This is a genomic window from Muribacter muris (genome assembly GCF_004569585.1).
GTDB lineage: Bacteria > Pseudomonadota > Gammaproteobacteria > Enterobacterales > Pasteurellaceae > Muribacter > Muribacter muris.
On sequence record NZ_SPPA01000023.1, the window covers coordinates 25,192 to 50,033 of the forward strand.

Genomic DNA, 24,842 nt, shown 5'->3' on the forward strand with positions numbered 1-24,842 from the left:
AATGGCACGTTATAATTTAGCACGGGGCGGTTACGCCCCTGAATTCGGCAAAGGGTGTACAGACTGTTGCGATATTGATGAAAACGGCTTACCGCTTTGGTTACAGCCGGATCAACGTTCAGACGGCGGCTATGGCTACCGTGATAAAGTGGAATGGAAACAGTATCTCAAAATGCTGGATTTACGCTACGGTAAAACGGCAGAAGATCTGAACGTGGGCGATGAACTGATGCTCTTCTTACAGCCTAACCACAGTCATTTAAAATCGTTGTTTGTCGATCTACGTGAAGGGTTTGCTGGCTTTAAGTTTGAGCTGAAAACGGTCAACGGCTTGGATTTATCGGGCGAACAATATCTTTCGACCTACACCGAACGTCATCAGATTGAACAATCGCAAGCTGCGGAAACGGTTGATACCGACACGGCACAAGAGCGTACCCAGTGGACAATGCTGATTGATAAAGGTTACAGCGCCAAAGTTGATGCAGTGGTCTTGGTGATTAAAGCCTTGCCGAAAGCCAAAACGGCATTACAAGACGCGAAAATTTTGTTCGCCCGCCGCTTTGAGCAAGAAGGCTATATGATGTAAAACCTACAGGGCGAATAGTGAGATGTTCGCCCTTTTTGATTAAAGGAAATCGTGATGAACACATACACGCCGAGTGTGGCCGTCTCAAAAGAAAACGGCTTAAAAATGACGGTCAATGATCCAATGACCGATCATATGATGAAAAATCCTGAAAAAACGGCCTTTGTTGCCTTTGAGAGCGGGAGCAAATCTAAAACGGCTAAAGGCAAAACCGATAACGAACAAGAGATTGTTTAAATGAATGTCGCCGATTTTATTCTGCGTGTACGTTATGACTACAACGATATTGATGCAGACCGAGTAGAAGACCCGTTGATTTTAGATTATCTCAACGAAGCACAAACCGAACTCTATGCTTTAAACCCAAGGGCGTTTGTCAAAAGCGTGGTGGCAAAGTTAGATGAAAGCGATCTACAACAACCGTGCTGTTGCGATATTCTCTATTCCGTCGATGCTGTAACCGATGCACACGGGAACTTCAAGGCAGAAACGAAAGAAGAAAACAGCGAGGCAAGCGGGGCGTTTGGCAAGAAAAATTGCAAGCGCAAAAAATCGGATAGCCGTGCGTATTCTCGTGTGAAAGACAGCGCCAATCAATTTATCGTGAAGCCGCCGGTCAGCCCGAATGAAACGGTCTATCTGCGTTTAACCTGTGCGGTCAAGCCTGAACCGTTTGATGAAAACAGTGAGATTGACGATCGGCATTATGCCGCCCTACTGGATTATGTGTTGTACCGCCTGTTTAGTGCTGAAACCGAAAGTGCGACCAGCCAACAAAAAGCGGCGATGTACTTTAAACAATTTCAGGGTAATGTGATGTTGAAGGAACAGATTCGGCGACAGGCGGTCTTGCATCAACCGGTGAACAGTAATGGAGGTAAGCGATGAGCTGCAACTGCATTAAACCTAAATGCGGCACACAACAGGCTGCGGTGTTTTCCTGTGCCGACAATGACGGACGGGACGTAGAGTTTATCGGCTTAGATGAGTTCTTACCTCGAGTAACCCTTGTCGCAAAAGGTGTGCCGGACGATGTTGCGTTGGAATATCTGCGTCAGGCGGCAATGACCCTTGCCCGTGAAAGCCGACTACTCAAACGTGAGCTACACTTAGATGTACAGGCGGGGGTACGAGATTACTATCTTCACGCAGGCGATAATGAGCAGGTGCATTTAATCCATTCAGTGCAGTATGGCAAAGGGGCAGACCGCTGTGGTTGTGCGTCATCGTCTTGCTTTGTGGCATTGAAAGCCTGCCGCTCGAATGTATTCAGTTTTGAACCGCCGGATAAAGTGATTTTGACGAAAGCCCCCAAAGCAGACGGAGAAGACCGGTTGTTTGTACAGTATGTTGCAATGCCCACCCAAAATGCGTGTGAAGTGGATAAGTTGTTGTTTGACCGCTACCACGAAGTGGTGGTCAATGGGGCATTAGCGAATTTGTTGTTAATGCGACAGTATGAGTTTGCCGACCCGCAGATGGCAATGTTCTACGAAACCCGTTTTAAACAAGGCATTGCTCAAGCCAAAATTGACACAATGCGTCAGTTTGAAACCGGCACACAAAAATTAGCCTATGGAGGATTACTATGAGCCCATCAAGCCGTTGTAAAGTGCTTGAAAAATGCAAGCCCTGCCGATGCAGCCAAACGCAAGCGGGCGGATTAAGTGAAAAATTAGCCAAACACAGACCGGCTGAACGGGTAATTGAACGACAGATTGTCGAACTGGCAACCCGGTGCGAACGATGCGAGTGTAAAAAGGAGGCAGAGAATGCCGGATAAAACCCCTGATATTTGGGCTATCATTTATGCCCGAATAGCGACCCACGACATTGTCATTTGCGGTGTGTTGGTCGCTTTTTTTTCGTCCCTGTTTAAGTCGTTTTTGTACGATAAAAAGGACACGTGGCGGCGGGTATTGGTGGAAGCCTGCTTGTGTAGCCTGATTGTCTATTCGGTCAATCCGATGTTAAAGCACTATGGCTTGCCCAACGAATTGATTATCCCGATTGGGACAGTGATCGGTATGTTCGGCACCAGTATTATTCGCCAAATTATTTTCAAATACTTACGCAAAAAGGGGGTAATGCCCGATGACCAACTTTAAATTCAGCCGCCGTAGCGAAGATAACCTGCAAGGTGTCCACCCCGATTTAGTGAAAGTGGTTCGCCTTGCCTTAACCTTGAGCAAACGGGATTTTACCGTTATTGAGGGATTGCGTACCCCAGCCCGTCAGCAACAGCTCTTGAGGCAAGGGGCGACTAAAACGCTCAACAGCCGTCATTTAACCGGGCACGCCATTGATATCGTGCCGTATCCGCTGGATTGGCATGATAAAACGGCCTTTGGCGAGCTGGCTAAAGTAATGTTTGAAGCCAGTCGCCAATTAAAAATCCCAATCCGTTGGGGGGGAGACTGGAACAGAAACGGGCGTTCCGATGATGAGACATTCTATGACGGTCCGCATTTTGAATTGCTGAAAGCGGTTTATCCTTAACTATTATGCGGTTGCATAATGTGGTTTAAGATTGAGAGCTTGCATAATTCGCATAACCGTATCGAAGCGAGGTTTTGAGCCACTGGTTAATGCTTTGTAGATACTCTCTCTGGCAAGCCCTGTTTTATGTGCAATATCGGCAATGCCTTTTGCTCGAGCGACATCACCAAGAGCGACAATAAAATCATTAGTGTCGCCAGTTTCTGCAATTTCATTAAGATAGAGTGCGATCGCTTCGTCGCTGTCTAGGTATTTCACAATATCAAAGCGGTTAGTTTCGATCATTTTGTTGCTCCTTTTGTTGTTTCAGTTGAGCGAATAGTGCTTTTGCTTTTTCAATGTCAGTGTGTTGGCTACTTTTATCGCCACCATTGGTTAAGATATAAGTGATTTCACCAATTTGCCCATAATAAATGCGATAACCTTTACCAATATCTAATCGCATCTCGCTTATACCACCAGTATTAGGCAACGGTTTATGATCGCCAAAATTACCATTTTCAGCACGGCGGATGCGGGTAACAACCTGCATTTTGGCTCGTAAATCTTTTAGGCTGTTAAGCCATTCATCAAAGATTACAGTTGTTTCAATGATATTCATTGCATTCTCCTTTGGAATGAGTGTAATCGTTTGGCTACAAAAATCAAGTTTTTTCACTAAGGATAAAAAATGCCTAGTTTAAAACTCACCCAATTCGGCGGTATTGCGCCACGTCGTTCACCGCAAAACCTGCATCAAGCAATGGCGCAGGTGGCGGAAGATGTGGATTTGTCCCGTGGCACATTACGGCCGTGGCGAACGGATAAGAAAGTGTCCGAGAAAACCGGCAAATCCATTTTTGTGGATCAGTGTTGCTATTTAGCCAGTGAGAATTGCCAAGCGTCATTTTCCCGTATTGAGACCGACTGTTGCTACCTTATCGCCAGCGGGGTAGAGGATTATCCGGTCATTCGCAAAGGGTGCGAAGGGGAATGGCAGCGGCTGGGGTTTCCGGTCGAATTACCTGCGCCGCAGGCCCAGTTTCTCGGCACATTAAGCCAAGATTTCAACCAAGAGTTACGCCAATATATTTATACGTTGGTGGACGAGTTCGGCTTTGAATCTGCACCGAGTTTGCCGAGCGAGCCGATTTACGCCCACAATGACCAAGCGGTGATGTTAAGCGGCTTTCCTACAAATTTCCCCACATACAACATTGCAAAGGTGCGGGTATATTGTGCTGTAACGCCGTTAGATTATGGCGACCCGAAAGCGGAGTATGACGCTCATTTCTTGTTTGTGGACGAAATCAATTTTGGCACAGGCAGTTATCTTCATCAGCCCCATACTGTCTATGGCGAAGAGTGTTTGACAGAAGAGTACGAAGCGCCGCACGACTGTATCAGTGATTTACAATATTGCGGCAACGGTCAAATCGGCGGCTTGGTGGGCAATGAATTGTGGTTGTCCGAGCCGCTCAAACCCCACGCGTTCCCCGAAGCCTACCGCTACGGACGCTTTAACGGGAAGCCGATGCGTTTTTTGTGCGGCGAACGGGCAGGTTATATTTTAACGGACAGCTACCCAGCCGTGATTGAAATGGAAAGCCCGTGCCGGTCGCCAGGTTGCCGGCAGATTTCGGTGTTGGAAGAACCGCACCCGATTATCAGCTATCAGTCAGCTTGTCTGTACAACGGTGCGTGCTTTTATGCGACCAAAGACGGGATTGCGATGCTTGCCGGCAATCAATCGAAAGTGATTACCGCCACCCTTTATACCCAAGACCAATGGCAGGCCCTCGCCCCTTGGACGATGCTTGGCGTGGTTCACGACGGCTATTATTTCGGCTTTACTGAAACCCACAGTGTCCGCTTTAAAGTACCTGACAGTATTTTTGAGGAGACCCAAATTGACACTCTCACGACTTTGTCTATTCGTCCGCGCGCAGTATGGCGTAGCGACCAAGACGGATTATTCTTTGCTACCCAAGACGGCATATACCAATGGAACGCAGGCAAGGATTGGAAACCGTTCCGCTGGGTTGGACGGCTAAATACCTTACCCGGTTATACGGCAATGACCGCTTATAAACTGGTGCAAGACTTTGCCGAAAATCGCGTGAAACACACCGCTTACAAACGCCATCGGGGCGAATTGGTGCCAGAACCGGTTATCCTCGGCGATAAAATCATCACGGACAGTCGCCCGCATCGCTTAAAGGGCGGCTATGCGACCTTGCAATTTGAGGTGGAAATCAGCGGCACGGGAGAGGTGTCGGAATACCACATTGCCACCAGCGTGGCGGAGTTAGGGATAGAGTAAAAAACGAAAAAATAAAAGCCGAGAATCGCAAGTTCTCGGCTTTTTTATTCCAATTAAGCGAGATTTAAAAGGAACAAAATTTGAGTCATTATAGCAAAACCAAACTGAAAATACATCCAAAAGAGGGATTAGAAATGGAAACTTACGCCAGTCCTTTTGTAAAAGTTGCGATCGGTATCGCAATTATCACCGTATCTTTAGCTGTCTTGATGTTAGCAGTAACGCCTTTAGTCAATGCAATCAGATGGTGGTAAAAATGCAATATCAACTAGAACGTCTTGAAAACCTTGCCCAGTCTCAAACACTTCTGGCAGAGCTGTTTAGTTATGTGGGCGAACATTATGACCAAACCGCCCAGCTTCGTACCGGCTGGCAGCACTTTTTCCAAGTCTGGTCGGGGCAAACGCCCTACACTCAAATCAAAGTGTTTACTGCACGGAATAACGGCAAAATCTGCGGGTGTGTAATGGCACTGGTGCAGGACAATCCTTTGTTTGTTGCCAAGCCGTTTATTAACCGTTTTATTGATTTAACCCACGGGGATAAAGGGTTTGATGAGTATGTGAACATTGTGCTGGAGAGTCTGTAAATTGGATTGACAAAACCGAGAAAAAGAGCGATAAATAGCACTCTAAAAAGAGGAGTGTTATTTATGCCAAGTCTCATTTTAACGAATACCGTTGCCAGTATTACTGAACTTAAAACAAATCCAATGGCAACATTCAATGCTGCTGGTGGAGAAGCGATTGCGATTTTAAATCGTAATGAACCGGCATTTTATTGTGTTCCGCCGCGTGTTTACGAGTATTTAATGGAGCTGGCAGATGATGCCGAGCTGACCCGAATAGTCGAAGAGCGGCAACACGAGCAAAGTTATGAGGTAGATTTAGCGGATTTACTCAAATGACTTATACGATAGAATTTATTCCCTCTTCCGAAAAGGAATTTCGTAAATTAGATATTGATTTGCGCAAACAGTTTGCAGAAAAATTGCGGGAACGAGCAGAAAACCCTCGTATTGAAAGTGCAAAATTAAGGGGAATGAAGGATTGTTATAAAATTAAGTTACGCAATTCAGGCTATCGATTAGTTTATCAAGTCCTTGATGAACGTATTGTGGTAAAAGTCATCGCAGTAGGTAAACGGGAAAGGAGCAATGTATATGATAAAGCACAATCGAGATTGGTTTAGTATAACACTCTCACAATTACCGTTGCTATTTGGTTTATTGGCGTGTTCTGCGACAATGGCAAAATCGGTTAAAACGGCTGATCAGGCAATGGATTTAGTGATGACATCGGTGGAGAAAAACCGCTTGCTTAATATACCGAAAGCCTGTGTTTTCTTGATGGAAAATGGCTCAACCGATGTCTATTGGGGCATTGATGTGCGAGAAAATCACACAGAAAATTGCGGCGGTGATCCGGATACTGCACCGAGACTGATGAGCTATGAAGTTAATAAGAAAACAGGAAAACTGTGTACCGACAGCATTAAATGGGCAGAACAGTTGAATGCAGATGACCCATACGATTTTAGCTGTCGTCCAATCAAATAACGTAAATAGGCCTAGTAGAAATGGAGAATAAAATAATATGAAAAAACGGCTACTTATTTTATTGGGATTGATTACGGGTTTTGCCAATGCTGAAATGTCGGTATTGATAGCGAATAAAGACACCGCTGGCATATTTAAAAACTTTGTTATTCAAGATAATAATTTAAATAAATGCTTATTCCCTGAAATTTATCGATCATCAGACCGTGGTATTACCGTATTAGATAGATGGTGGGACGATGTCGAAAATAACGGGCGGTTAAAACGTTCTCATTATTTAAAATTGAAAATGCGATTAGCTCAAAATGTGATGCCACAATCTCTCGCGGAAGATTTTTTGTCCGGTGAATTGCCTGATGAATTAGATAAACAATATCAAATAGCATTGAAAAAGTATGCAAAAACGACCACGTTAAAAGGCAAAAATGCCTGCGATAAGGTCGGGCAATATGCGACCGATTTAGTGGAAAGTTATGATGAATTGGATGATAAGTGGGATAAGCCCGTGCGTTCTCCCTTTTAATTGAATGTAACTGAATAAGCCTGTTAGTGATAACAGGCTTTATTTTTTGGAGTAAATAATGGCAAAAATCACGTTAGCAGATTTAGAAAAATTTTATCAACACAAGAATAGTCGTGCTTATCTTGACTTATTAGCTTATGCGGAGGGCGTTCGGCACGGCTACCATACAACTTATGGCAATAAGCGAATAGATGATTTATCTCAACATCCTAATAAAGTTTGGGGGCGAACAGGAGATGGGGCAACAACAGCGACAGGACGTTATCAATTTACAGCCTCAACGTGGAAAAGATTACAAGACCAGTTTGGCTTTAAAGACTTTGGCGAGCGTTCTCAGGATTTAGCCGCCCTAGCGTTGATTGCGGAAAAAGGCGCAATGCAAGATATTCTTAACGGTGATATTGCCAAAGCGAATTATAAACTTCGTAATATTTGGGCAAGTTTACCGGATAATAAAAGTCCGCACCAAAGCCAAAAATCTTATTCTGATATCAATCGGAAATGGTTGCAATTAATGAACGATCCAAATGCAACCAATATTTATGAAATGCAATCAACACCCCAGCAAGATCGACAGTGGCAATCACCAATGCAAGATTTTTCCCCTGATACCCTTGCTAATTCAGTATCAACAGCTTCGTTTGAGCAACCAACATCATTATCACCGCAAGCTAATGCGAAAAATGCCATCGATTCTTTCACAGCTTTCACCGACAGCTTTAACCAGCTTAGCGGTACATTAGATGCCTTTGCACCGCAGGCAGAACCGACCTTAGCAGAAGTGCCACCAGCCGAGAAGCCGGATTATTCTAAGCAATTAGCCTCGGCATTTGGCATTGCCCCAAGTACACAAGGCAAAATCCCCGATTATTTCGGCGAGATGATTAAATCGATTTACGATCAAACCGCTTAGGAGACTATTATGTCCATTGCAGACATCTTTAAAATTCAACAGTCGTACAACCTCAACGACAAATTCAACGACCAAACCAACTGGCAAGATGCGTTTAAGATAGCCAACAGTTTTGCCGAAACGTCCGAAAAACATCGGGCGAACAGGGAGAACCTAGCGACTTCGGCGTATCGGGTCGATGCAATGAATGCCCTTAACAAGAAGAACATTGAACTCGCCCCTTATGAAACTAAAGCGGGTATTGCCAAAGCCAAGTATGACATTGCGACACTTCCTGCACAAGCCGCATATGATATTTCTCGTTATGGAGATATTGTCGCAAATGAAAAACAACGGCGAGCAGCACAGATAGCAGGTTATTTTTCTGATACGGCAACGCATAACTTACAAGGGACGAAAGCGCAGAGCGAGTTAGATTATATTAATTGGCAAGGCAAAAATATGATTGACCCTTTAACGGGAGAAATTATCACCCCAGAGCAAGCGAAAATAACGGCTCTTCGACAAGGTATTGCACAAAGTAATCCTGCGTTGATGTATCAATTTTTAGATCCTGCACAGAAATTTGCTCAAGATAAGGCGAATAATATTGCTGCCATTAGTCCTCAACATGCGAGTGAAATACGAGCGGCAGCGGGGCTTTCGGACACAACTTTAAACAATGAGGGGCAAGTAGTGGATACGTTAAGTGGCAGGGTTATTGGCACTGTGCCGAAAGAGGTACTTGGCTATTATGCAACAGGGACACAACCACCACAGCCGAAAGATAACTCAAAATTCCGACAGGATTTGATATTGGAATATAACAAAGAGATTGCGGCACTTGAGACTGATACGGTAATGTCTCCGGAGGAGAAGTTGAAAGCAGGGCAACGTATTTTATCTCGTTATCAGTCGCTAGGAATGGGGCATAATAACGTAATGCAACCCCAATCTAGTAGTCAGCCTTCTACTCAAACATCATTACAATCGTTAAGTGTGCGATTTCCCGGTATGCCGGTATCTTCGGAAGCTAACACTCAAGCTAATATACAAGTACCTTATGCATTGGGAGATATGCCTACCAATACTACGCAAGCTACGCCAGTACCTGTGGACTACATTAAACAGTACAACCTAACAGACGGCGATTTGGCACTAGTTAATCAATATGCACAAGCCAAAGGTATTGCGGTAGATGATGCCCTTAAGGACATTTCACAAACTCTGTTTCAGTATAGACAAAATGGGACTTTCTCTCCGGAACAGACGCTTAATATACTAACGAAGCGGATTGAGCGAGAGAAAGCGTTAGCACGGAATAGGGCATTACTGGCAGATCCGAAAGTTGCTCAAATGCAACAACGTGGTTTAGAGATATTAGATGACTACGGAATAGGTGTCAGAGGTTATTTTCGTTAATAGTTAGGACGCACATACATTCTGTGCGTTTTTTATTCTCGAAAATAAGTGCAAAGTGTAGCATTGTCATATAGAATTAGGAAAAGTTATTTACGAGAGGATTTGTTGTGAAAAAGTGGATTATATTTCTTTTTTTATATTCATTTATTATAAAGGCATATTCTGTTAATAATAGCATTTCAATGACACCGGAACAAAAAGCCTATTTTGATCTTATGGCAAAGCCAACAGAAGATGTTACGGGGTTTGGAATAAAGCAGGCAGAGGATTTTAATCGTCAAATGGCGGCTTTTCCGAATGTTACACCTATACAAAGATTTCAAGCCTTTGAAAATTTCAAAAATGATTGGAATAGAACATATTTACAACAAGGCTATTCTACTGAACAAATCGAGAGAATTAGCCTAGAATTTTCTATGGCAATTTATCCGCTCGACAAAGGGGTTGTTGAGAAATACCGCAGTAAAGAACAAGATCCTGATCGTCTTGCCGGATTTGATGTGGCGACAGATTTCTTAGCTCTTAACAGAGGAAAGGCACTAGGAGTGATGTACAATGTATATCATTCAAAAATTCAGGAAAAAGAAAAGAAGAAATTCAATGCAAAATATATAGCGGCATTTACTAAATACGCTAATCCTTACGGCGAATATGCGAAAGAGATTTTAAAATAGTTAAATAGCCCCTTGACCGTAAGGGGCTTTTTGATTACCATCTTAACACAGGTCTCAAAAGCCTAACAACAAACGGAAATTCACCCCGTCAGCGTGATTTTTTTGTATCTGCAATTTCTCTTTTTACCCATAAGATTGCGATCCAAAAATAAATAATTTTCAATCTATGGTCGAGAGTGCGACTAATACAATACCTTTAAGGGAATAAGTCCGCTCGATTTGTTGCGAGTTTTGAGCTCTCGACCGCCCTATTAAATTAGGGGAAATCCTATCAAAAAGGAACAACAAAATGACTACACAAATCTCAACAATCCAATTCCATAACCAATCTTTAGTTACGTTTGAAAAAGACGGTATTTTCTATACGGCAATGAAGCCAATTTGCGAGAATATCGGTTTAGCTTGGGAGGCACAATTAGCACGTTTGAAGCGTGATGAAGTGTTAGGTTCAACTATGATCGTGATGATCATAGTTGCAGAAGATGGTAAGAAACGAGAAATGATTTGCCTCCCTATCGACTATCTCAACGGCTGGCTATTTGGCATTGATGTTAAACGGGTAAAACCTGAAATCCGAGAAACACTGATAATGTACAAAAAAGAGTGCTACCAAGCCCTAGCGGATTACTGGTTTAAGGGCAAAGCCGAACGTTTGCAAAATCTGCAGCCGAACCTACCGCTTGCGGAGGTGGAAGCAGACGAAGAAGCATTACACATTATCGTTAATCTGTTTCACAGCTTGAGTGAAGCTCACGAGTTTTCCGTACTGGCACACGATGTCGATCACCGCTGGCTAAAGCAGAGTATTGATAAAGAGCTAGGTGGGCATTTGTTGCATAATCTGAACCACCCCGCAAAAAACGCTCTTGATAAAGCCAAAAAATACATTCACGCTAAGAGCGAACGGATAATGTTCGTCAAAGGAATGTTAAGCTTGCTTGAAGAGCCGAAGCCAAAACGGATTGCCAATTTCTAATTTGCAAAAATGCAATGAAACCTGACCGCTTGTCGCAAGACAGGCGGTTTTTTTATACCTAAAATTTAAGGATACCTTATGTCAGATACTATTCAGCTCAATGAATTTCAGAATTTTTCAATGACACCGGAACAGAAAGCCTATTTTGATCTTATGGCAAAGCCAACAGAAGATGTTACGGGGTTTGGAATAAAGCAGGCAGAGGATTTTAATCGTCAAATGGCGGCTTTTCCGAATGTTACACCTATACAAAGATTTCAAGCCTTTGAAAATTTCAAAAATGATTGGAATGAACAATATATCAGAAATGGCTACTCCAGTGAGCAGATAGCTAAAATCAATGCTGAATTTAATAGCTTAGCCGACCCACGCAATCAAGAAGGTTTTGTAGATCAACTAAAAGGCTTTGGGCATCAAATCGGTGCAGGGTTTGAAAAGTTTGCGGGTAATATCCAAGCTGCATTTAATCCCGAATGGGCGGAAGATAATATCAAGGCTGCCGAAGAACACCGCAAGCAAAGCGGGGCAAATGCGCAAATCTCACAATATCTGCAACAGCAAGAGCAACAAGCCTTACAACAAAACGGCAGCAGTGAATTTGGCGCAACGGTAAAGTCTTTTGTGAATAATCCGAGAGCCTTAATCGGCACAGCGGCAGAAGAATTAACCCCCTATCTTGCTACCGGTGCGGCGGCAGCGGTTGCTGCACCCTTTACCGGCGGGGCATCACTTGCATTTGCGCCGGCGGTAATGGGCGGCACGGGCGCATTCACGGAAGCGGGCGCATACCGTTTAGGTATGCAAGAGAAAATCAACGCAATGTCGAAAGAGCAACTAATGGCATTGCCGGAAATTCAATCCCGTTTGCAAAGCGGAATGACCTTTGAACAAGCCAAAGCGGATTATGCGACCGACTTTTCCGATCACGCCGTAGGGACGGCGGCTGCGGCAGGGATTGGCGCATTGGAAAGTATGACGGGCGTTGGAAAATTAGGCAGTAAATTAGGTCTAGGCGGTGCAGTCAAAACGCTAATCAAAGAGCCGGTTTTACAAGCAGGGCAAGAAGCCCTTGCTCAACTTAACCAAAATCTAGGTTATGCTCAAATCGATCCTAACCAAAATATCACTGAAAATGTGCAGAGTTCGGCGGCAGTCGGTGGATTATTGGGAATAGGGTCAGGGACGATTTCGGCAGCTTCGCAACTGAGAAGTGAACCAGAAAGCCAAACGAGTACCGATAAACCGCAAATTGAAAACGACATTACCAAATCTTCTGTCCAACCACAACCAACCGACACCGCTCAAACTACCCCGCAATCGGTGGACGAAAAAGCCCTTGAAACCGTACTGACTGATTACAAAAATCAGGCGGAAGAAGCCGACTACAAGGAAATGTATGACGAACTAAAATCGGATATTTTAGACGGCAAAATCCACGAACGGGCAGCGGAAGATTATGGCGATACCCAATACCGTGATTTTGCCCGTGCGTATTTAGCTCAAACAGGGCAGGTACAATCTGAAGCTCAACCGACACAAGCGGTCGAAACCGAGCAAGATTTTGCAAATAGCGAACAACAGACCGTTGAACAGCCCAAATTAAATGAAGAACGCCTGCAACAATATCGTACTGAAGTGAATGAATTGCTTGCTCAACGCAAAGCAGAAAATTTATCTGAACAAGGTGTTGTTGCTCGTTACAGCCGGATTGTAGAACGTTTCCCCGACCATAATACGTTGGCAGAAGAACTCTACCGCAGAGAGCAAGAGGATAATGAACAGCAAGTGCTATTTTCCCGTTCACCGATGAAATCGGTTGAAGCCAACATAGCCCGTGGACGTGAGAGAATGACAAAAGCAATTTTGGATAAGGCAGACGTTAAACGGGGAATGTATCACGGCGAATTCGGCTGGGTGGATTTTGTATGGGGTGATGATGGTGTAACGAAAGGCAAAAATCGTTTTGGAGAACCAAGAGGTAGAGGGATTTCTCACGTTATTGAAGCCCGTATGCGTAAGGATGGATTGACTGAAGATCAAGCTACGCAAATGCTCACAAATGATATTGTGGATACGATTGCAAGAGGAACGGGTTCTAAAAAGGTAATGAAAGATAATTCGGAACGGTTGCAGCTAAATTATACTCGCCCAACAGATCAGAAAACGCATAGAGCTATTTTGACAAAAAATAAGGGAAGTAATGCGTGGGTATTAACGGGGTATGAAGTGTTTGAAGATGCGACTAGACCGCAATTCATTACAACTAGCCCTACTGACACTCATCGTACTCTCCAGCGTGATGAGGCAGGTGCTTCAAACGTGGCTTCTGATTCGGAACAGTTCGCTAATCCTAACGGCTTGTCGAATGACACCGCCCTTGAACTCGGGCGACCGACTAACACCAGCCAACTGAACGATACGCACGCTCACTCACAAAGAGGCAGGGGCGTGGTTGCAGAGAACGGCGTTAATTTAGCCAATTATGACAACGTTGTCAATCAAGTTGAACAAGACCAACAAACCCTATCACGCATTTTAGGTGAAGAGACGGCTCGCCACGTTTATATAGTCGATAGTAACACTGAAATTCCGACCGGACACAATGTGAAAAAACTGGCGGAAGAGGGGATAGAAGGTTGGTTCGATATTGGCAGCCAAAAACTCTATCTGATTAGCGACAATATCACTGAAACCGAGACACTCTCGCGAGATGAACGGTTGGCGTGGGTGGCGTGGCACGAATTGGCACACGCCGGTGTGCGAATGAAATACGGACGAGCACTGAAAAATCTGTTATCCAGTGCAGGCAAAAATCCCGTCGTTAGCGTATTAGCTCGCCGTATTCAAGCTGAACGTGCGAAATTGGGTGAGACGCTTTCCCGTGAAGTGGCTATTGAAGAGGCAATGGCTGAACTCTATGCGACGACCGAAACAGGCAACTGGGCGGCATTGGAAAGTCGTTACCATATGCGGATTGCCCCAAGCTGGAAAAAAGGTAAGGATAACGTACGGGATTTTCTCGCTAAAATCGCCAACCTGTTCCGCCGTCTGATCGGTGGGGTGATCCGCCGTGATGTGAGCCAAACAATGACGACCGGCCAAGTGTTTGACACATTAAGCGGGATTAAACAAGGTATTGCGGATATTGCACAAAATCAGGCAGAACCGACCGCTTACAATGGTGAGAGCAATGTAGAAAGTCGCTATTCCTTAAATGAAAACCCAGATAGTGAGTTTGCTAATGCTGTGCCAAAACGTATGGCGAGTAGTTTCGATGAAGCTCGTGCAGCAGTAACAGAATTGTTAGGTGAGCCTTTAGTAAATAAAGAAACGGGAATGATTGCGACAATCTCTAAACGCTCATTAGATAAATTAGTAAGTGGTAAAGCGTCTCATAAATCATCAAGTACGCACGATCATTTAATGGCAGTAGCCAATATTGATCAGCTATTTGAAAACGCAATTGATGGTTGGATTGAGCCTGCTAAATCTGTTGATAACACGAGTATCGCTGGTGTACATAAGATGTTTGCACCACTAAATATTGATGGTGTGATAAAGCTGGCAAAATTGACTGTTAAGGAATTTAAAGATAATTCTGGAAACCGAATTTATTCGGTAGAAACAATTGAAATTGGTGATCAAAAAAGCTCTGTGCCAGAATTGACGGCTTCCGTTCAAGACGAACGAACTCTCGTCGGGCTTCACAGAGCTAATGTTGAAAGTCTAATCCAACAGATTAAAAATTTCAATAGCCGTAAGGAAAATTCAACCGCCGAAAATGAGGGCGACATTCGTTATTCCCGTAAGCAATCAACCCTTGATACCATCAAAGCCGGTAAGATTGAGCATAATGACGATCCGACCATTTTCGGTAATATCAAATCGGGCAACTTTAGCGAGGCGTGGAAAACGCTTACTCGCAATGCTGACTTCTTGCTGACCGATGAAACCCGTCCGGTTGTTGAGTGGGTGAATGGGCTCGATTTAAGTCGGGCGGAGCAGGTGGATATATTGTCGGAGTTAGACCGCGCAGATGGTATTCGGCACGCCTTAAATGCTACAGTGAGCCAACGCTTTTTGAAACCGTTGCAGCAAAATATTGCGGCACTGGCCAAGAAACATAAAAAAGAGGTGGATTGGACGAAGCACGTTGTTGAAAGCTATATTTCGGCGAAATGGTCAATTACCCGTAACCGACAGATTTTAGCCCGTGAACAAAAGGCGATGGAGGAGGCTAAAACGGCAATGGAGGTGGCGCAGCGTGAAGCCTTATTAGCAGAGGAAGGCAGTGATAAACGCTACGCCGAAGCGACCCGAGCCTATCGCCGGGCCGAACGCCGTTACCTTGACCGAAAACACGATATTGAGCTGAAGAACTGGGAAACCGATGAACACGGCGATTTTGTGGTAAAACGTAAAGTCGGGGTGGCGGGCTGGTCGATTCCACACGCACAAGCGATTATGGCGGAAGCCGAAAAGCACTTTTCTGCACAAGAAATGGAGCAGGCGGCGAAACCGATTCGCCAAGCGGTATCGTGGAACATTGCCAAAAATGTGGAGGCCAACCGAATTACGGCGGAACAAGCGGCGGAATACCGTAAACACCCGGATTATGTACCGCTGACCGGCGACCCTGACCGTGCGGATAACGATGATTTCATCGGCGGCGCAAGTCAGCGTGGAGTAAATACCGCACGGGATAAAGCGCAGAAAGGGCGCACCAATTCGGAAGCCGAAGGGGCGATTGACGCGGTGTATAAGATGTTGGATAAAACCATCGCCAACTATGCGTGGCAGCCGTTTAAAAATAAAGTCAATGAGGTGTACGAGCAGGCACTATCGGAAGAAAAAGACGCGGGGAAATCCGATGAACAGGCAAAGAAAGCCGTTGCGGCGCGCACGGGGATTGAGCGGGCAATTTTCAAAGGCACAACCCGTCCGAGTGATGATGTACTTATTCGCAAATACGGCAATGTCTATTATGAGTATCGTTTACCGGAGGCGGTGATTACAGCCTTAAAGGGCAGCCAGCGGAACGAAACCGATTATAAATTGGGGAAATTCTTTGCGCTGACGGGCATTAAAACCCTGACGGGACTCTACGCTCAAGGTGTAACACAATTCAAACCGATGTTTGCTCCGAAAAATATGATTCGTGATGTGTGGGAAAAATCTGCGTTGCTGACGACCCGTGAAATTATCGGCGCAGACGGTAAGGATTTATCCCAAAAAGCGAAAAATCGGATTGGGCGGAAAACCTTTTCGGCACTGTATAACCTGAAAGAAACGGCCCGCTTGATGAAAGCAACCAAGGCATTGGCAAAAGGGGATACGGAAAATCTTAATACAAAAGATGAATATCAACGGGATTTGAAAGAGCTGATTAAACTTGGCGGCGTGTCGAATTACAGTACCTACCTTGCCCGTACCGAAAAGGATTTGGTCTCGGAAATTGAGAAGCTCAACAACCCGCGAGGGCGTTTTGTGGAAGGTGCGAAGCATTTAGTGGCATTGTGGAACGGAACATTTGACTATGTCTCTTCTCTTGCTGCTTATCGAGCCTTAAAAGCCGAAGGTGTGTCGGCAGAGCGGGCGGCGGCGATAGTGTTGAACCTGTCCAATTTCCGTAAGCAAGGTTGGGCGGCGAAACACTTCAAACCGCTGTATATGTTCTTGAATCCGACCCTACAAGGCGGGAAAAACATTGTCCAAATGATGAGTACCAAACAAGGTTGGCTTTACCTTGCCGGCAGAACCACAATGGCAATGGCAGTGTGGTCGCTGTTGATGTCGTTAGACGACGAGGACGAAGAAACCGGCAAGCGAATGTTTGCAAATGGGGATTTGTCTCGTGAGATACTGATTCCAACAGGAGAAAAAGACCGTTATATTCGTGTGCCGGTCGGCTATGGTGCACCGCAGGTGGTGAATAACTTAGCCGTCAATCTTGTTGCATTGATGAACAATCAGATTACCGCTGCTGATGCGTTTGCCAATATTGTGGCGCATAATGCGAAAAGTGTAATGCCTGTTTCACCGAGTGAGATTTCTGCCTCGAAATACCCGCTTGAGAAGCTGGCGGATACACTCACGCCGACAATGTTTAAATCGCTCACGCAATGGGTGATGGATCGGAATGCGTTTGGTAACCGCATTAAACCGAGCTTTGTTCAAGGCGATAAATTGCTCTCACAGCAATCGAAATCAACCACGGCGGAATTTTGGCAGGAGACGGCAAAATGGATGCAAGACAATCTCGGTTTTGATGCTCACCCCGAAGCCTACAAACATATCTTTGATTCTTATCGGGGAATGATGGGGGTATTGGGGGATTTTGCCAGTGCAGTGATTGAAAATCCTAATCGCGAAATGCACGGCAAAAGCACGATAATGCCGATTGTGCAGGATTTCTTTGGGATTAAAGGCGAAAACCGCGCATCTAACCTGTACTACGAATATAAAGGCGAAGCACAGGAATTGATGAAGGAATTTAACTATCACAAAGAAAACGGCACATTAGCACAATGGCGGACACCGGAAAAAATGCGGGCGGTGTTGTGGAATCAAAAAGCGGACAGTGAAATTAACCGGTTTCGCAAATTGAAAGCGAAGTTGAACAAAGACAAAGGCAAAATCAGTGATGAAACCTACGCAACCCGCTTACAACGCTACAACCAAAACATTGAGCGTATTCATCGCAAAATGGTTTATGAGTGGCGTAAACAACAAGACTTGCATACGGTCAGAACGCCGTAACCGAGACCGCACCTTCGGGTGCGGTTGTCTCTTTACAACTTAGTTCATATATTGCAGAATATGAAATCAAAGGAGCTATATATGCCAGAAATGAAATTGGGTGAAAACTACATTACACGAGCTGAATTTAATCACTTCTTAAAAAGTAATGAACAGCGTTATGATGCTTTATTTAACCGTGTACTTGGCTTGGATATGGTTGTTCGTACATTAATTTTACCGTTAGCCTCTAATGATGAAGTAAAAGATAAAGTGCAAGACATGATTGAGTTGTTGTCGTCTGTTAAACAGAGTTTAACCAGCTCTGGTCAAATTGCTTTAGAGCACAGAAAAGATATATTCTTTACGTTAGATGTTGTGGTAGAAATGCTACAGCTCAAAAAAGAGGTTATTTGACAAGTAATACCTTTGACTTTACTATGTTCCACGTTCTAGAAGAAAAGGGGAATAGAAATGTTATCGTTACTGAAAAAGCTAACTAATTTAAGCATTGTTTCTTCCGTCTTAAGAAGTCCGGCAGATTATCCTGATATTAGCCACGGTTTTGAGCGTGATCGCCAAAATCTTTGCAAAGGATGTAATGAGGTTGTACGTGGTATTAATCGAAATGTGAGAATTTATGGGAAAGAATACGCAAATTAAGGCTCGTAATGCCGGTAGCGAAATTCACCTTTCACATAGCCAAGTGGATACTCCGCTTCTTGATGTGAAGTCTTTGGAGCACTTACAACAATTTAGACCTGATATTGTTGATTTTGTTGTAGAACAAACCAAGAAAGAGGCTGAACATCGTCGTAAGCAAGATAGCCGGATGATTAATTATACTTTTATTGAACGTATCGGGGCATTATTACTGGGTACATTGATCGGTGCAGGCAGTATAACTGGGGCAATCTATGCAGCAATGCAAGGTTTTGAAACGCTAGCAACTGCGATTGCCACAGTAGGTCTAGGCTCTCTAGCTGTCGCCTTTTTACGAAGAGATAAAAAGTAAATTGAAATTTATATGGAAAACCGCTTGTGGGTAACTGCAAGCGGTTTTTTCTTACCCAAATTTTGCAAAGGAGGTTTATGGCAAACCCGTTTAAACCGGTCATTGATAAGCTCAAAGACCAATCCGATAAAGACGGCAGCAAAAAGCTGCTTTATCAGGCATACAAAAAACAGACCATTCCACAACGTGATAAGTTTGTGGAGGAATTGATTCACCAAATGATGGAATATAAAGAGAAAGCAGAGTATCTCTACCAACACCATTTCAATGAAAATTAAAGACCATTAAGGACAACATAAGGAGTGAATGATGGCAGACGAAGGATTGATTGCCGCCGCTGGCACGATTGCAGCGGGGGCAGCAATTTTATGGGGAACGGATGCATTTGATAACGTGCAATGCAAGGAAATTAAATTCCAAGGCGATAAGACCAAATTGTCAGATGGTTCGGCACATATGCGAGCACAGGCAATGGCGGATTATGCCTGTAAATATTTTGAATCGGCGAAAATCAATGCCCGCAACAACCTCATTATCGCCCTGATTCAACAAGCGGCGGCATTTTACCTTGCCGACAAACAGCACGATGTGGCGAAACAAGCACAGAGTCGGTTCGATGAAATTTGGCATAACCAAAAAGACAAATCGGATAAATTTTTCAACCATTGGTACGACAACAGCCGTCCGATTGAAATCCGAATGTTAAATGATGCCAGTGAGCGTGAACAACGGGGCTACCAAATTGACTACGAGACGGCAAAAAATCGGGCGATTGCGACCGCCCGCAGTGAGTTTTCACGGGCAAGGGATAAGGTGCGGCGGGAAAGCCATATCCACTGTGTCGGTGCAACCCGCACTGCATTGCGGCAATTACACGCTGCGGAAGCGAGAGCGGCGGTCTTGGCAACCAATCAAGCGATCCGAATGGAGGAAGAACGCAAACATCAACGTGAAAGCCAATATCGGGAGGAGATGTACAAATGGAATGCAATGTTCCAAGGGCGGATTGCCGATAGCCTTAATGCCTTGCATACAGCTCAACAGGCAGCCGCCGCAGCCGGTTCAATCAACCCGTATGAAGGTTGGTCGAATGCCGTCGGCGGATTGAGTAATATTGGGGCAGCGTTAGGCAATATGAATATGGCGCAGTTTGGGGCTTTAAATTCCCACCACATACCGGCATTTGCGAACAATTTGTGGACGTAGGCAAGAGGGCATTAGTGATAAATCTCTCGCCGATGTCCTAGTTCTAATGCGGTGATGAGTAACTTGCCGTTATCAATATGGCAAATAATACGGTAATCACCGACACGATAACGCCACATTCCGGAGAGTTCGCCGACTAAGCCTTTGCCTCGGTCTCGTGGATTTTCGAGTGATTGGAGTTCTTTCAGGTAATTCAGAATACGTTGGGCTTGTTGAGGATTTTTCTTTGCTAATTTTGTCAGTTGTTTTTTGGCTGTATCAGCGAGCTGTATTGCCCAAATTAAGCTCATTTTCAACGTCCTCTAGGCTATATACTTTTTCTTTACCTGCACGAACTCGCTCTAAAACCGCATTGGCTAAGAGTAAATCTTCCAAATCTTCCAAATAGGCTTCTAATGCTTGTTTAACATAGAAAGATTTGGCTCGCCCTGTTTGTGTAGCTAAATAATCTAAACGCTGTTGAAGTTCGTTAGGTAATCTTACCGTTAATGCCATAATGTTATCCTCTCTGTATTGTTGATAAATTATAAGAATGTATTTATTGTAATACAAGTATTTTGTTTGCCAACCCTAGCGATTATTTTCGGATCTTGGTGTAGAATAGAGATAGGTCTTATTCTATTGGGAGTTTAATATGAAAAAATTAATTTTAGGATTAACTGTCATTTTATTATCAAGTATTGCCAATGCAAAATGCTATGGAACAAAATCTAATAAGGTTTGTTATAGCAATAATGGAAATACTCACTATGTTAATAAAAGTGGCAACTATACAAATGTCAGTAGTTACAATAGTAGAACAGGGGCTAGATGGTCATCTAACTATTCTACCTATGGTAATACCACATATGCCACAGGCAGATCGAAAAAAGGTAACTCTTGGAATGAAACAATGGTTAGGCAAGGTAACTCAACTCATTATTACGGTACAAACTCTAGAGGACAAAAATTTGACTCCTATGGTGTAAAGCCTTGTCGTAAGAAGAATGGTTGCTATTAGTTGAGGTTAATTATGAAAAAGTTATTAGTATGTTTTTTATTGTGTATTTCTTCTGCTTCAATGGCTACGAATTGGATTCCTAGTAAGTACCCTGGTGTCTATATTGGTAGGGTTACTAATCAAGGTATTTGGATAAGATATGTTTATCCTCAGCCAATTTATCTTCAAGGTGATATAGAAAAAACATCTTACTCAATATATAAAGTTAAAACAGATTGTAAAAATGATTTATTAAATGTAGTTCAAAGTACAGATTATCAGGAAGATGGCTCTATAGCTAGAAACCAAAATTATCCTACTGGATTTTTCGAACCAATTCCTGATTCTGTTGGTGAAAATATGTTGAAAGCTGTTTGTAGTTATAAATCCTCTAAGAAATAATTTTATTTCTAAGCCCCTTGACTGTAAGGGGCTTTTTTGTTTACGCACTCATCGTTTTAGGCGTAACAGACACATTTAAGCCCAGTGCATTGATGATTTTCATAATGCTATCAAAGCGTGGTTTCTCGCTTGATAACGTTTTATAAAGGCTTTCTCGCCCAATACCTGTTTTTTCAGCTAATTCCGTCATCCCTTTTGCACGAGCAACAGTATTGAGTGCTTGAATAAATTCTTCGGTTGAACCGTCTTCAAGAACGGTTGCTAAATAAGCTGCCATCATTTTTTCATTTTTTAAATAACGTGCGGCATCAAATTCTTGGATTTTAATGGTCATTTTTAAGCTCCTGTTTGAGTTCTGTCCATATTGCCTTAGCTTGTAAAATATCTTTATCTTGCGTTGATTTATCACCACCACAAAGCAAAAGATAAGTAATTTCGCCTTTGCGTGCATAATACAGCCGATAACCTTTTCCTTTTGTGATGCGCATTTCAAATACACCATCGCCTACGGATTTATGATCGCCGAAATTGCCTAGCTTGGCGCGCTCGATACGGGCAACAATATTTACTATCGCCAGTTCATCGGTGAGATTTGCTAACCAGTTGGAAAATATATCGGTTTCTTCAATGATATACATAATCGCCTCTTTTATTTAGCCATATTGTATAGTTTTGGATACAGCAAGACAAGATAAATTTATCTTGGGGGATTTGACAGAGCAAAAATTAGAGAGTAGTATTTGCCCCCAAGGTCTCAAAAGCCTTTTCTCTAAACGGAAATTCACCCCGTCAGCGTGATTTTTTTGTATCTGCAATTTCTCTTTTTACCCAAAGATTGCGATCCAAAAAATAAATAATTTCAATCTATGGTCGGCGGTGTGAGGAATATAATACCGTAAGGAAATAACTCCGCTAGATTTAGAGCTAGTTTTGAGCCGCCGATCACCCTATTCAGTTAGGGGAAAATCCTATCAAAAAGGAACTCTAAAATGACTACTCAGCTATCTACTATTCAATTTCATAACCAATCTTTAGTTACGTTTGAAAAAGACGGTATTTTCTACACCGCAATGAAGCCAATCTGCGACAATATAGGTTTGGATTGGAAAGCTCAATACTCAAGAATTAAACGTGATGAAGTGCTTTCTCAAGGTATGGTTATCATAACCATACCTTCAAATGGTGGAGAACAACAAACTCTTTGCCTCCCTATCGACTATCTCAACGGCTGGCTATTTGGCATTGATGTGAAACGGGTAAAACCCGAAATCCGAGAAACGTTGATAATGTACAAAAAAGAGTGCTACAAAGCTCTAGCGGATTACTGGTTTAAGGGCAAAGCCGAACGCAAAACCACTACGGACGAACGTACCGGCTTACGCCAAGCAGTCAGTCAATTAGTCAGCAAGAAAGGCTTAATCTATTCCGATGCTTACGCTCTTGTTCATCAGCGTTTTAATGTCAATCACATTGACGAACTTACGCCGGAACAAATTCCAATGGCGGTAGAGTATGTTCATAAAGTGTACTTGGAAGGGGAGTTGATTATTGATGAACCGAAAGTACAGATGTTGGCACTTGACAGACAACAGTCGCTAAGAATAGTCAGTATGTGGTATGCCCTGTATAACTGCGTGGAGCTACTTTCTAAACTGTATAAACCGCTTCACGCACTGGGTTCAGCCTATGCCCCGCAAACCTATGGGTGTTCCACAGAATATAAAACGACATTAGGCGTATTTAAACGGATAGTTGAGCCGATGCTAGCAGATTGCAATGTCGATCCGTTTGAAGACCCTCACTACTACAAAGCCCTCAACACCCTACGGAACTACAAACCGCAAGGCTTAGGGGCAATCGTTAGAGTTTAACCCCAAACCCCTGACTGCTATTTCCTAGGAAATCCGGCAGGGGATTGTTGCACCCTAAATTCAGCAAAAGGAACGAAAAATGCTCAAATATATCCTGCTCGGCTTTGTGGTTGTTTCGGCGTACTATCTTGATTTAACCCACGACTGCGACGGCAAAACCTGCCAATCGCAAAAACTTTAACCCAACCGACCGCTTGCAGCAATGTAAGCGGTTTTTTCATTTAATAAGGAGCAACAATGCGACCAATACTCATCAATAGAAAAGTGGCGAAAACCACCTTTCAAATTGATAACTGTGGCAACACAGACAATATCACTATCGAGCTGACCCGTGTCGGCGGCGATACCACCATCACTTACCCTGCCTTTGAAAGCGATGAAAATCAAGTAACCTTTATGTGGGACGAGGCAATCTACACGGCACGCAAAGGACGTTATCAAGGGATTATCCGTATCGCAGGGTGCAAACCAATGTGCGTACCGATTCACGTCGATAGCTGCACTTGCGAAATAGGCAGCAGCGAAAACGGCTACTTTACCTCAACTGAATGCTTGGAGTGTTAAAATGAACTACAAATTTTTGAACGGCTTTAGTACCAGCCTCACCGAAAAACTGAATGCCACAGACGGATTATTGCCTATCACAAACGCAAGGGAATTAGCGGAGCGATTGGGCAACAAGCATAGCTATCTCGTCATCAATGACGGCACCGGCGCAGAGATTGTCAAAGTCTCGGTATTTGGCAACGATGTGAAAATTGAAAGAGGAAAAGACGGCACGGCAGCAAAAACATTCCCTGCCGGTGCGTGTGTGAAATGGGAGTTCACCGAAGCCGCTTTCAAAGACATCGGCTGCCCGACAGAAGACGACTGCGAGGCGTGTTGTTGTAAGAAATAAAAAGTTAAAATCAGCCCTGTAACGCAGGGCTTTTTAGCTGTTTTATCTCGAAAAAACGTGCCGAAACTTTTTGTAAGTTATTGATAAAAAAGACGAGAAATTTATAGAAATCTCTTGTTTTTTCGGCACGTTTTTAGCGGTTCAAGCCTTTTAGATACTCACTTTTCTAGATTTTGCATAAAAATTACTCGTTTTTCTTGGTGAGAATTTTCTATTTAAATTCAAATAGATATTTAGCCTATTTTGCAATGTATGCCGAAAAAATGCAATGTATGCCGAAACTATTTTCTTATTTTGG

The 24,842-nt window shown here is 43.6% G+C and carries 35 protein-coding genes; 29 read left to right on the forward strand and 6 right to left on the reverse strand.

Translation table 11 applies throughout. The features are described 5' to 3' along the window. Position 1: 1 nt before the first annotated feature. From E4T80_RS09915 to E4T80_RS09945, 7 genes are read left to right on the forward strand one after another with little or no spacing between them, the layout of a single operon-like run. Positions 2-589 (forward strand): hypothetical protein, encoded by a 588-nt coding sequence (locus E4T80_RS09915; RefSeq protein ID WP_135057972.1) that lies wholly within the window; start codon positions 2-4, stop codon positions 587-589. A gap of 54 nt (positions 590-643) precedes the next feature. Next, positions 644-826 (forward strand): hypothetical protein, encoded by a 183-nt coding sequence (locus E4T80_RS09920; protein WP_135057974.1) that lies wholly within the window; start codon positions 644-646, stop codon positions 824-826. Beyond that, positions 827-1,477 carry a phage adaptor protein gene (locus E4T80_RS09925; protein ID WP_135057976.1) on the forward strand — a complete coding sequence of 217 codons (651 nt, stop codon included), beginning with the start codon at positions 827-829 and terminating at the stop codon, positions 1,475-1,477. It begins immediately after the preceding gene. After that, complete coding sequence (locus tag E4T80_RS09930; RefSeq protein WP_135057978.1) at positions 1,474-2,181, forward strand: phage adaptor protein; 708 nt, start codon at positions 1,474-1,476, stop codon at positions 2,179-2,181. Before E4T80_RS09925 ends, E4T80_RS09930 begins: the two co-directional genes overlap by 4 nt. Beyond that, positions 2,178-2,372, forward strand: a complete 195-nt coding sequence (locus E4T80_RS09935) for a hypothetical protein (protein ID WP_135057980.1) — start codon at positions 2,178-2,180, stop codon at positions 2,370-2,372. Before E4T80_RS09930 ends, E4T80_RS09935 begins: the two co-directional genes overlap by 4 nt. Further along, entirely contained in the window at positions 2,362-2,697 is a 336-nt protein-coding gene (locus tag E4T80_RS09940) for a phage holin, lambda family (RefSeq protein WP_135057982.1), read from the forward strand. The genes E4T80_RS09935 and E4T80_RS09940 overlap by 11 nt, the downstream gene beginning before the upstream one ends. Beyond that, positions 2,684-3,088, forward strand: coding sequence for a M15 family metallopeptidase (locus tag E4T80_RS09945; protein ID WP_135057984.1), 405 nt, complete (start codon positions 2,684-2,686; stop codon positions 3,086-3,088). The genes E4T80_RS09940 and E4T80_RS09945 overlap by 14 nt, the downstream gene beginning before the upstream one ends. 3 nt (positions 3,089-3,091) lie before the next feature. Here E4T80_RS09945 and E4T80_RS09950 read toward each other — a convergent pair whose 3' ends face one another. Further along, positions 3,092-3,373, reverse strand: coding sequence for an addiction module antidote protein (locus tag E4T80_RS09950; protein ID WP_135057986.1), 282 nt, complete (start codon positions 3,371-3,373; stop codon positions 3,092-3,094). Further along, complete coding sequence (locus tag E4T80_RS09955; protein WP_135057988.1) at positions 3,360-3,689, reverse strand: type II toxin-antitoxin system RelE/ParE family toxin; 330 nt, start codon at positions 3,687-3,689, stop codon at positions 3,360-3,362. The genes E4T80_RS09950 and E4T80_RS09955 overlap by 14 nt, the downstream gene beginning before the upstream one ends. A gap of 69 nt (positions 3,690-3,758) precedes the next feature. Between E4T80_RS09955 and E4T80_RS09960 the strand changes: the two genes are divergently transcribed. The 17 genes from E4T80_RS09960 (at position 3,759) to E4T80_RS10035 (ending at position 20,394) form a co-directional block, all read left to right on the forward strand. Further along, complete coding sequence (locus tag E4T80_RS09960; RefSeq protein WP_135057989.1) at positions 3,759-5,390, forward strand: hypothetical protein; 1,632 nt, start codon at positions 3,759-3,761, stop codon at positions 5,388-5,390. An 80-nt stretch (positions 5,391-5,470) separates the two neighbouring features. Beyond that, complete coding sequence (locus E4T80_RS12815) at positions 5,471-5,644, forward strand: hypothetical protein (protein ID WP_167740718.1); 174 nt, start codon at positions 5,471-5,473, stop codon at positions 5,642-5,644. A 2-nt stretch (positions 5,645-5,646) separates the two neighbouring features. After that, positions 5,647-5,979 (forward strand): hypothetical protein, encoded by a 333-nt coding sequence (locus E4T80_RS09965; protein WP_135057991.1) that lies wholly within the window; start codon positions 5,647-5,649, stop codon positions 5,977-5,979. 63 nt (positions 5,980-6,042) lie between these two features. Continuing rightward, complete coding sequence (locus tag E4T80_RS09970) at positions 6,043-6,297, forward strand: type II toxin-antitoxin system Phd/YefM family antitoxin (RefSeq protein ID WP_135057993.1); 255 nt, start codon at positions 6,043-6,045, stop codon at positions 6,295-6,297. Continuing rightward, positions 6,294-6,581: a type II toxin-antitoxin system RelE family toxin gene (locus E4T80_RS09975; RefSeq protein WP_135057995.1), complete on the forward strand. Its 288-nt coding sequence runs from the start codon at positions 6,294-6,296 to the stop codon at positions 6,579-6,581. The genes E4T80_RS09970 and E4T80_RS09975 overlap by 4 nt, the downstream gene beginning before the upstream one ends. Beyond that, positions 6,553-6,948 carry a hypothetical protein gene (locus E4T80_RS09980; protein ID WP_135057997.1) on the forward strand — a complete coding sequence of 132 codons (396 nt, stop codon included), beginning with the start codon at positions 6,553-6,555 and terminating at the stop codon, positions 6,946-6,948. The genes E4T80_RS09975 and E4T80_RS09980 overlap by 29 nt, the downstream gene beginning before the upstream one ends. A 37-nt stretch (positions 6,949-6,985) precedes the next feature. After that, complete coding sequence (locus E4T80_RS09985) at positions 6,986-7,471, forward strand: hypothetical protein (protein WP_135057999.1); 486 nt, start codon at positions 6,986-6,988, stop codon at positions 7,469-7,471. Between the two features lie 58 nt (positions 7,472-7,529). Next, positions 7,530-8,384 carry a glycoside hydrolase family 24 protein gene (locus tag E4T80_RS09990; protein ID WP_135058001.1) on the forward strand — a complete coding sequence of 285 codons (855 nt, stop codon included), beginning with the start codon at positions 7,530-7,532 and terminating at the stop codon, positions 8,382-8,384. A 9-nt stretch (positions 8,385-8,393) separates the two neighbouring features. After that, positions 8,394-9,785: a hypothetical protein gene (locus E4T80_RS09995; RefSeq protein WP_135058002.1), complete on the forward strand. Its 1,392-nt coding sequence runs from the start codon at positions 8,394-8,396 to the stop codon at positions 9,783-9,785. Between the two features lie 107 nt (positions 9,786-9,892). After that, entirely contained in the window at positions 9,893-10,459 is a 567-nt protein-coding gene (locus E4T80_RS10000) for a hypothetical protein (protein ID WP_135058004.1), read from the forward strand. A gap of 289 nt (positions 10,460-10,748) precedes the next feature. After that, on the forward strand, positions 10,749-11,435 hold the full coding sequence (locus E4T80_RS10005; RefSeq protein WP_135058006.1) for a phage antirepressor N-terminal domain-containing protein: 687 nt from the start codon (positions 10,749-10,751) through the stop codon (positions 11,433-11,435). Between the two features lie 78 nt (positions 11,436-11,513). Then, positions 11,514-18,194, forward strand: a complete 6,681-nt coding sequence (locus E4T80_RS10010; RefSeq protein ID WP_135058008.1) for an LPD3 domain-containing protein — start codon at positions 11,514-11,516, stop codon at positions 18,192-18,194. Positions 18,195-18,275: 81 nt separating this feature from the next. Beyond that, positions 18,276-18,590, forward strand: a complete 315-nt coding sequence (locus tag E4T80_RS10015) for a hypothetical protein (protein WP_135058010.1) — start codon at positions 18,276-18,278, stop codon at positions 18,588-18,590. 57 nt (positions 18,591-18,647) lie between these two features. Continuing rightward, complete coding sequence (locus E4T80_RS10020; protein ID WP_135058012.1) at positions 18,648-18,836, forward strand: hypothetical protein; 189 nt, start codon at positions 18,648-18,650, stop codon at positions 18,834-18,836. After that, a complete protein-coding gene (locus E4T80_RS10025) occupies positions 18,814-19,188 on the forward strand; it encodes a hypothetical protein (RefSeq protein WP_135058014.1) in 375 nt (124 codons plus the stop codon). Before E4T80_RS10020 ends, E4T80_RS10025 begins: the two co-directional genes overlap by 23 nt. Positions 19,189-19,265: 77 nt before the next feature. Beyond that, positions 19,266-19,466, forward strand: a complete 201-nt coding sequence (locus E4T80_RS10030) for a hypothetical protein (RefSeq protein WP_135058016.1) — start codon at positions 19,266-19,268, stop codon at positions 19,464-19,466. 31 nt (positions 19,467-19,497) lie between these two features. Continuing rightward, positions 19,498-20,394 carry a hypothetical protein gene (locus E4T80_RS10035; RefSeq protein WP_135058018.1) on the forward strand — a complete coding sequence of 299 codons (897 nt, stop codon included), beginning with the start codon at positions 19,498-19,500 and terminating at the stop codon, positions 20,392-20,394. 11 nt (positions 20,395-20,405) lie between these two features. Here E4T80_RS10035 and E4T80_RS10040 read toward each other — a convergent pair whose 3' ends face one another. Both E4T80_RS10040 and relB read right to left on the reverse strand, forming a co-directional pair. After that, positions 20,406-20,684 (reverse strand): type II toxin-antitoxin system RelE family toxin, encoded by a 279-nt coding sequence (locus tag E4T80_RS10040; protein WP_135058020.1) that lies wholly within the window; start codon positions 20,682-20,684, stop codon positions 20,406-20,408. Next, positions 20,653-20,889, reverse strand: coding sequence for a type II toxin-antitoxin system RelB family antitoxin (relB, locus tag E4T80_RS10045; RefSeq protein ID WP_135058022.1), 237 nt, complete (start codon positions 20,887-20,889; stop codon positions 20,653-20,655). Before relB ends, E4T80_RS10040 begins: the two co-directional genes overlap by 32 nt. 139 nt (positions 20,890-21,028) lie before the next feature. Here relB and E4T80_RS10050 point away from each other — a divergent pair, with 139 nt between their 5' ends. Beyond that, the gene (locus E4T80_RS10050) at positions 21,029-21,394 is read left to right on the forward strand and encodes a hypothetical protein (RefSeq protein WP_135058024.1); all 366 of its coding nucleotides are present in this window, start codon (positions 21,029-21,031) and stop codon (positions 21,392-21,394) included. Positions 21,395-21,406: 12 nt separating this feature from the next. Continuing rightward, entirely contained in the window at positions 21,407-21,775 is a 369-nt protein-coding gene (locus tag E4T80_RS10055) for a surface-adhesin E family protein (RefSeq protein ID WP_135058026.1), read from the forward strand. A 40-nt stretch (positions 21,776-21,815) separates the two neighbouring features. On the opposite strand, the gene E4T80_RS10060 is transcribed toward E4T80_RS10055, so the two are convergent. Together E4T80_RS10060 and E4T80_RS10065 are read right to left on the reverse strand one after the other, a co-directional pair. Then, entirely contained in the window at positions 21,816-22,109 is a 294-nt protein-coding gene (locus E4T80_RS10060) for an addiction module antidote protein (RefSeq protein WP_077463886.1), read from the reverse strand. Beyond that, positions 22,099-22,413, reverse strand: a complete 315-nt coding sequence (locus E4T80_RS10065) for a type II toxin-antitoxin system RelE/ParE family toxin (protein WP_135058028.1) — start codon at positions 22,411-22,413, stop codon at positions 22,099-22,101. Before E4T80_RS10065 ends, E4T80_RS10060 begins: the two co-directional genes overlap by 11 nt. A 351-nt stretch (positions 22,414-22,764) precedes the next feature. Between E4T80_RS10065 and E4T80_RS10070 the strand changes: the two genes are divergently transcribed. The 3 genes from E4T80_RS10070 to E4T80_RS10080 all read left to right on the forward strand — a co-directional run bounded on the left by E4T80_RS10070 (position 22,765) and on the right by E4T80_RS10080 (position 24,544). Next, positions 22,765-23,646 (forward strand): phage antirepressor N-terminal domain-containing protein, encoded by an 882-nt coding sequence (locus tag E4T80_RS10070; RefSeq protein WP_135058030.1) that lies wholly within the window; start codon positions 22,765-22,767, stop codon positions 23,644-23,646. Positions 23,647-23,883: 237 nt separating this feature from the next. Further along, positions 23,884-24,210 carry a hypothetical protein gene (locus tag E4T80_RS10075; protein WP_135058032.1) on the forward strand — a complete coding sequence of 109 codons (327 nt, stop codon included), beginning with the start codon at positions 23,884-23,886 and terminating at the stop codon, positions 24,208-24,210. Between the two features lies 1 nt (position 24,211). After that, entirely contained in the window at positions 24,212-24,544 is a 333-nt protein-coding gene (locus tag E4T80_RS10080; protein WP_135058034.1) for a hypothetical protein, read from the forward strand. Positions 24,545-24,842 lie beyond the last annotated feature (298 nt).

Excerpts from the sequence above, each read along its gene's own strand:
- E4T80_RS09915 (WP_135057972.1), top strand. The coding sequence starts at position 2 with ATGGCACGTTATAATTTAGCACGGGGCGGTTACGCCCCTGAATTCGGC.
- E4T80_RS09920 (WP_135057974.1), top strand. The coding sequence starts at position 644 with ATGAACACATACACGCCGAGTGTGGCCGTCTCAAAAGAAAACGGCTTA.
- E4T80_RS09925 (WP_135057976.1), top strand. The coding sequence starts at position 827 with ATGAATGTCGCCGATTTTATTCTGCGTGTACGTTATGACTACAACGAT.
- E4T80_RS09930 (WP_135057978.1), top strand. The coding sequence starts at position 1,474 with ATGAGCTGCAACTGCATTAAACCTAAATGCGGCACACAACAGGCTGCG.
- E4T80_RS09935 (WP_135057980.1), top strand. The coding sequence starts at position 2,178 with ATGAGCCCATCAAGCCGTTGTAAAGTGCTTGAAAAATGCAAGCCCTGC.
- E4T80_RS09940 (WP_135057982.1), top strand. The coding sequence starts at position 2,362 with ATGCCGGATAAAACCCCTGATATTTGGGCTATCATTTATGCCCGAATA.
- E4T80_RS09945 (WP_135057984.1), top strand. The coding sequence starts at position 2,684 with ATGACCAACTTTAAATTCAGCCGCCGTAGCGAAGATAACCTGCAAGGT.
- E4T80_RS09950 (WP_135057986.1), bottom strand. The coding sequence starts at position 3,373 with ATGATCGAAACTAACCGCTTTGATATTGTGAAATACCTAGACAGCGAC.
- E4T80_RS09955 (WP_135057988.1), bottom strand. The coding sequence starts at position 3,689 with ATGAATATCATTGAAACAACTGTAATCTTTGATGAATGGCTTAACAGC.
- E4T80_RS09960 (WP_135057989.1), top strand. The coding sequence starts at position 3,759 with ATGCCTAGTTTAAAACTCACCCAATTCGGCGGTATTGCGCCACGTCGT.
- E4T80_RS09965 (WP_135057991.1), top strand. The coding sequence starts at position 5,647 with ATGCAATATCAACTAGAACGTCTTGAAAACCTTGCCCAGTCTCAAACA.
- E4T80_RS09970 (WP_135057993.1), top strand. The coding sequence starts at position 6,043 with ATGCCAAGTCTCATTTTAACGAATACCGTTGCCAGTATTACTGAACTT.
- E4T80_RS09975 (WP_135057995.1), top strand. The coding sequence starts at position 6,294 with ATGACTTATACGATAGAATTTATTCCCTCTTCCGAAAAGGAATTTCGT.
- E4T80_RS09980 (WP_135057997.1), top strand. The coding sequence starts at position 6,553 with ATGATAAAGCACAATCGAGATTGGTTTAGTATAACACTCTCACAATTA.
- E4T80_RS09985 (WP_135057999.1), top strand. The coding sequence starts at position 6,986 with ATGAAAAAACGGCTACTTATTTTATTGGGATTGATTACGGGTTTTGCC.
- E4T80_RS09990 (WP_135058001.1), top strand. The coding sequence starts at position 7,530 with ATGGCAAAAATCACGTTAGCAGATTTAGAAAAATTTTATCAACACAAG.
- E4T80_RS09995 (WP_135058002.1), top strand. The coding sequence starts at position 8,394 with ATGTCCATTGCAGACATCTTTAAAATTCAACAGTCGTACAACCTCAAC.
- E4T80_RS10005 (WP_135058006.1), top strand. The coding sequence starts at position 10,749 with ATGACTACACAAATCTCAACAATCCAATTCCATAACCAATCTTTAGTT.
- E4T80_RS10010 (WP_135058008.1), top strand. The coding sequence starts at position 11,514 with ATGTCAGATACTATTCAGCTCAATGAATTTCAGAATTTTTCAATGACA.
- E4T80_RS10015 (WP_135058010.1), top strand. The coding sequence starts at position 18,276 with ATGCCAGAAATGAAATTGGGTGAAAACTACATTACACGAGCTGAATTT.
- E4T80_RS10020 (WP_135058012.1), top strand. The coding sequence starts at position 18,648 with ATGTTATCGTTACTGAAAAAGCTAACTAATTTAAGCATTGTTTCTTCC.
- E4T80_RS10025 (WP_135058014.1), top strand. The coding sequence starts at position 18,814 with ATGGGAAAGAATACGCAAATTAAGGCTCGTAATGCCGGTAGCGAAATT.
- E4T80_RS10030 (WP_135058016.1), top strand. The coding sequence starts at position 19,266 with ATGGCAAACCCGTTTAAACCGGTCATTGATAAGCTCAAAGACCAATCC.
- E4T80_RS10035 (WP_135058018.1), top strand. The coding sequence starts at position 19,498 with ATGGCAGACGAAGGATTGATTGCCGCCGCTGGCACGATTGCAGCGGGG.
- E4T80_RS10040 (WP_135058020.1), bottom strand. The coding sequence starts at position 20,684 with ATGAGCTTAATTTGGGCAATACAGCTCGCTGATACAGCCAAAAAACAA.
- relB (WP_135058022.1), bottom strand. The coding sequence starts at position 20,889 with ATGGCATTAACGGTAAGATTACCTAACGAACTTCAACAGCGTTTAGAT.
- E4T80_RS10050 (WP_135058024.1), top strand. The coding sequence starts at position 21,029 with ATGAAAAAATTAATTTTAGGATTAACTGTCATTTTATTATCAAGTATT.
- E4T80_RS10055 (WP_135058026.1), top strand. The coding sequence starts at position 21,407 with ATGAAAAAGTTATTAGTATGTTTTTTATTGTGTATTTCTTCTGCTTCA.
- E4T80_RS10060 (WP_077463886.1), bottom strand. The coding sequence starts at position 22,109 with ATGACCATTAAAATCCAAGAATTTGATGCCGCACGTTATTTAAAAAAT.
- E4T80_RS10065 (WP_135058028.1), bottom strand. The coding sequence starts at position 22,413 with ATGTATATCATTGAAGAAACCGATATATTTTCCAACTGGTTAGCAAAT.
- E4T80_RS10070 (WP_135058030.1), top strand. The coding sequence starts at position 22,765 with ATGACTACTCAGCTATCTACTATTCAATTTCATAACCAATCTTTAGTT.
- E4T80_RS10075 (WP_135058032.1), top strand. The coding sequence starts at position 23,884 with ATGCGACCAATACTCATCAATAGAAAAGTGGCGAAAACCACCTTTCAA.
- E4T80_RS10080 (WP_135058034.1), top strand. The coding sequence starts at position 24,212 with ATGAACTACAAATTTTTGAACGGCTTTAGTACCAGCCTCACCGAAAAA.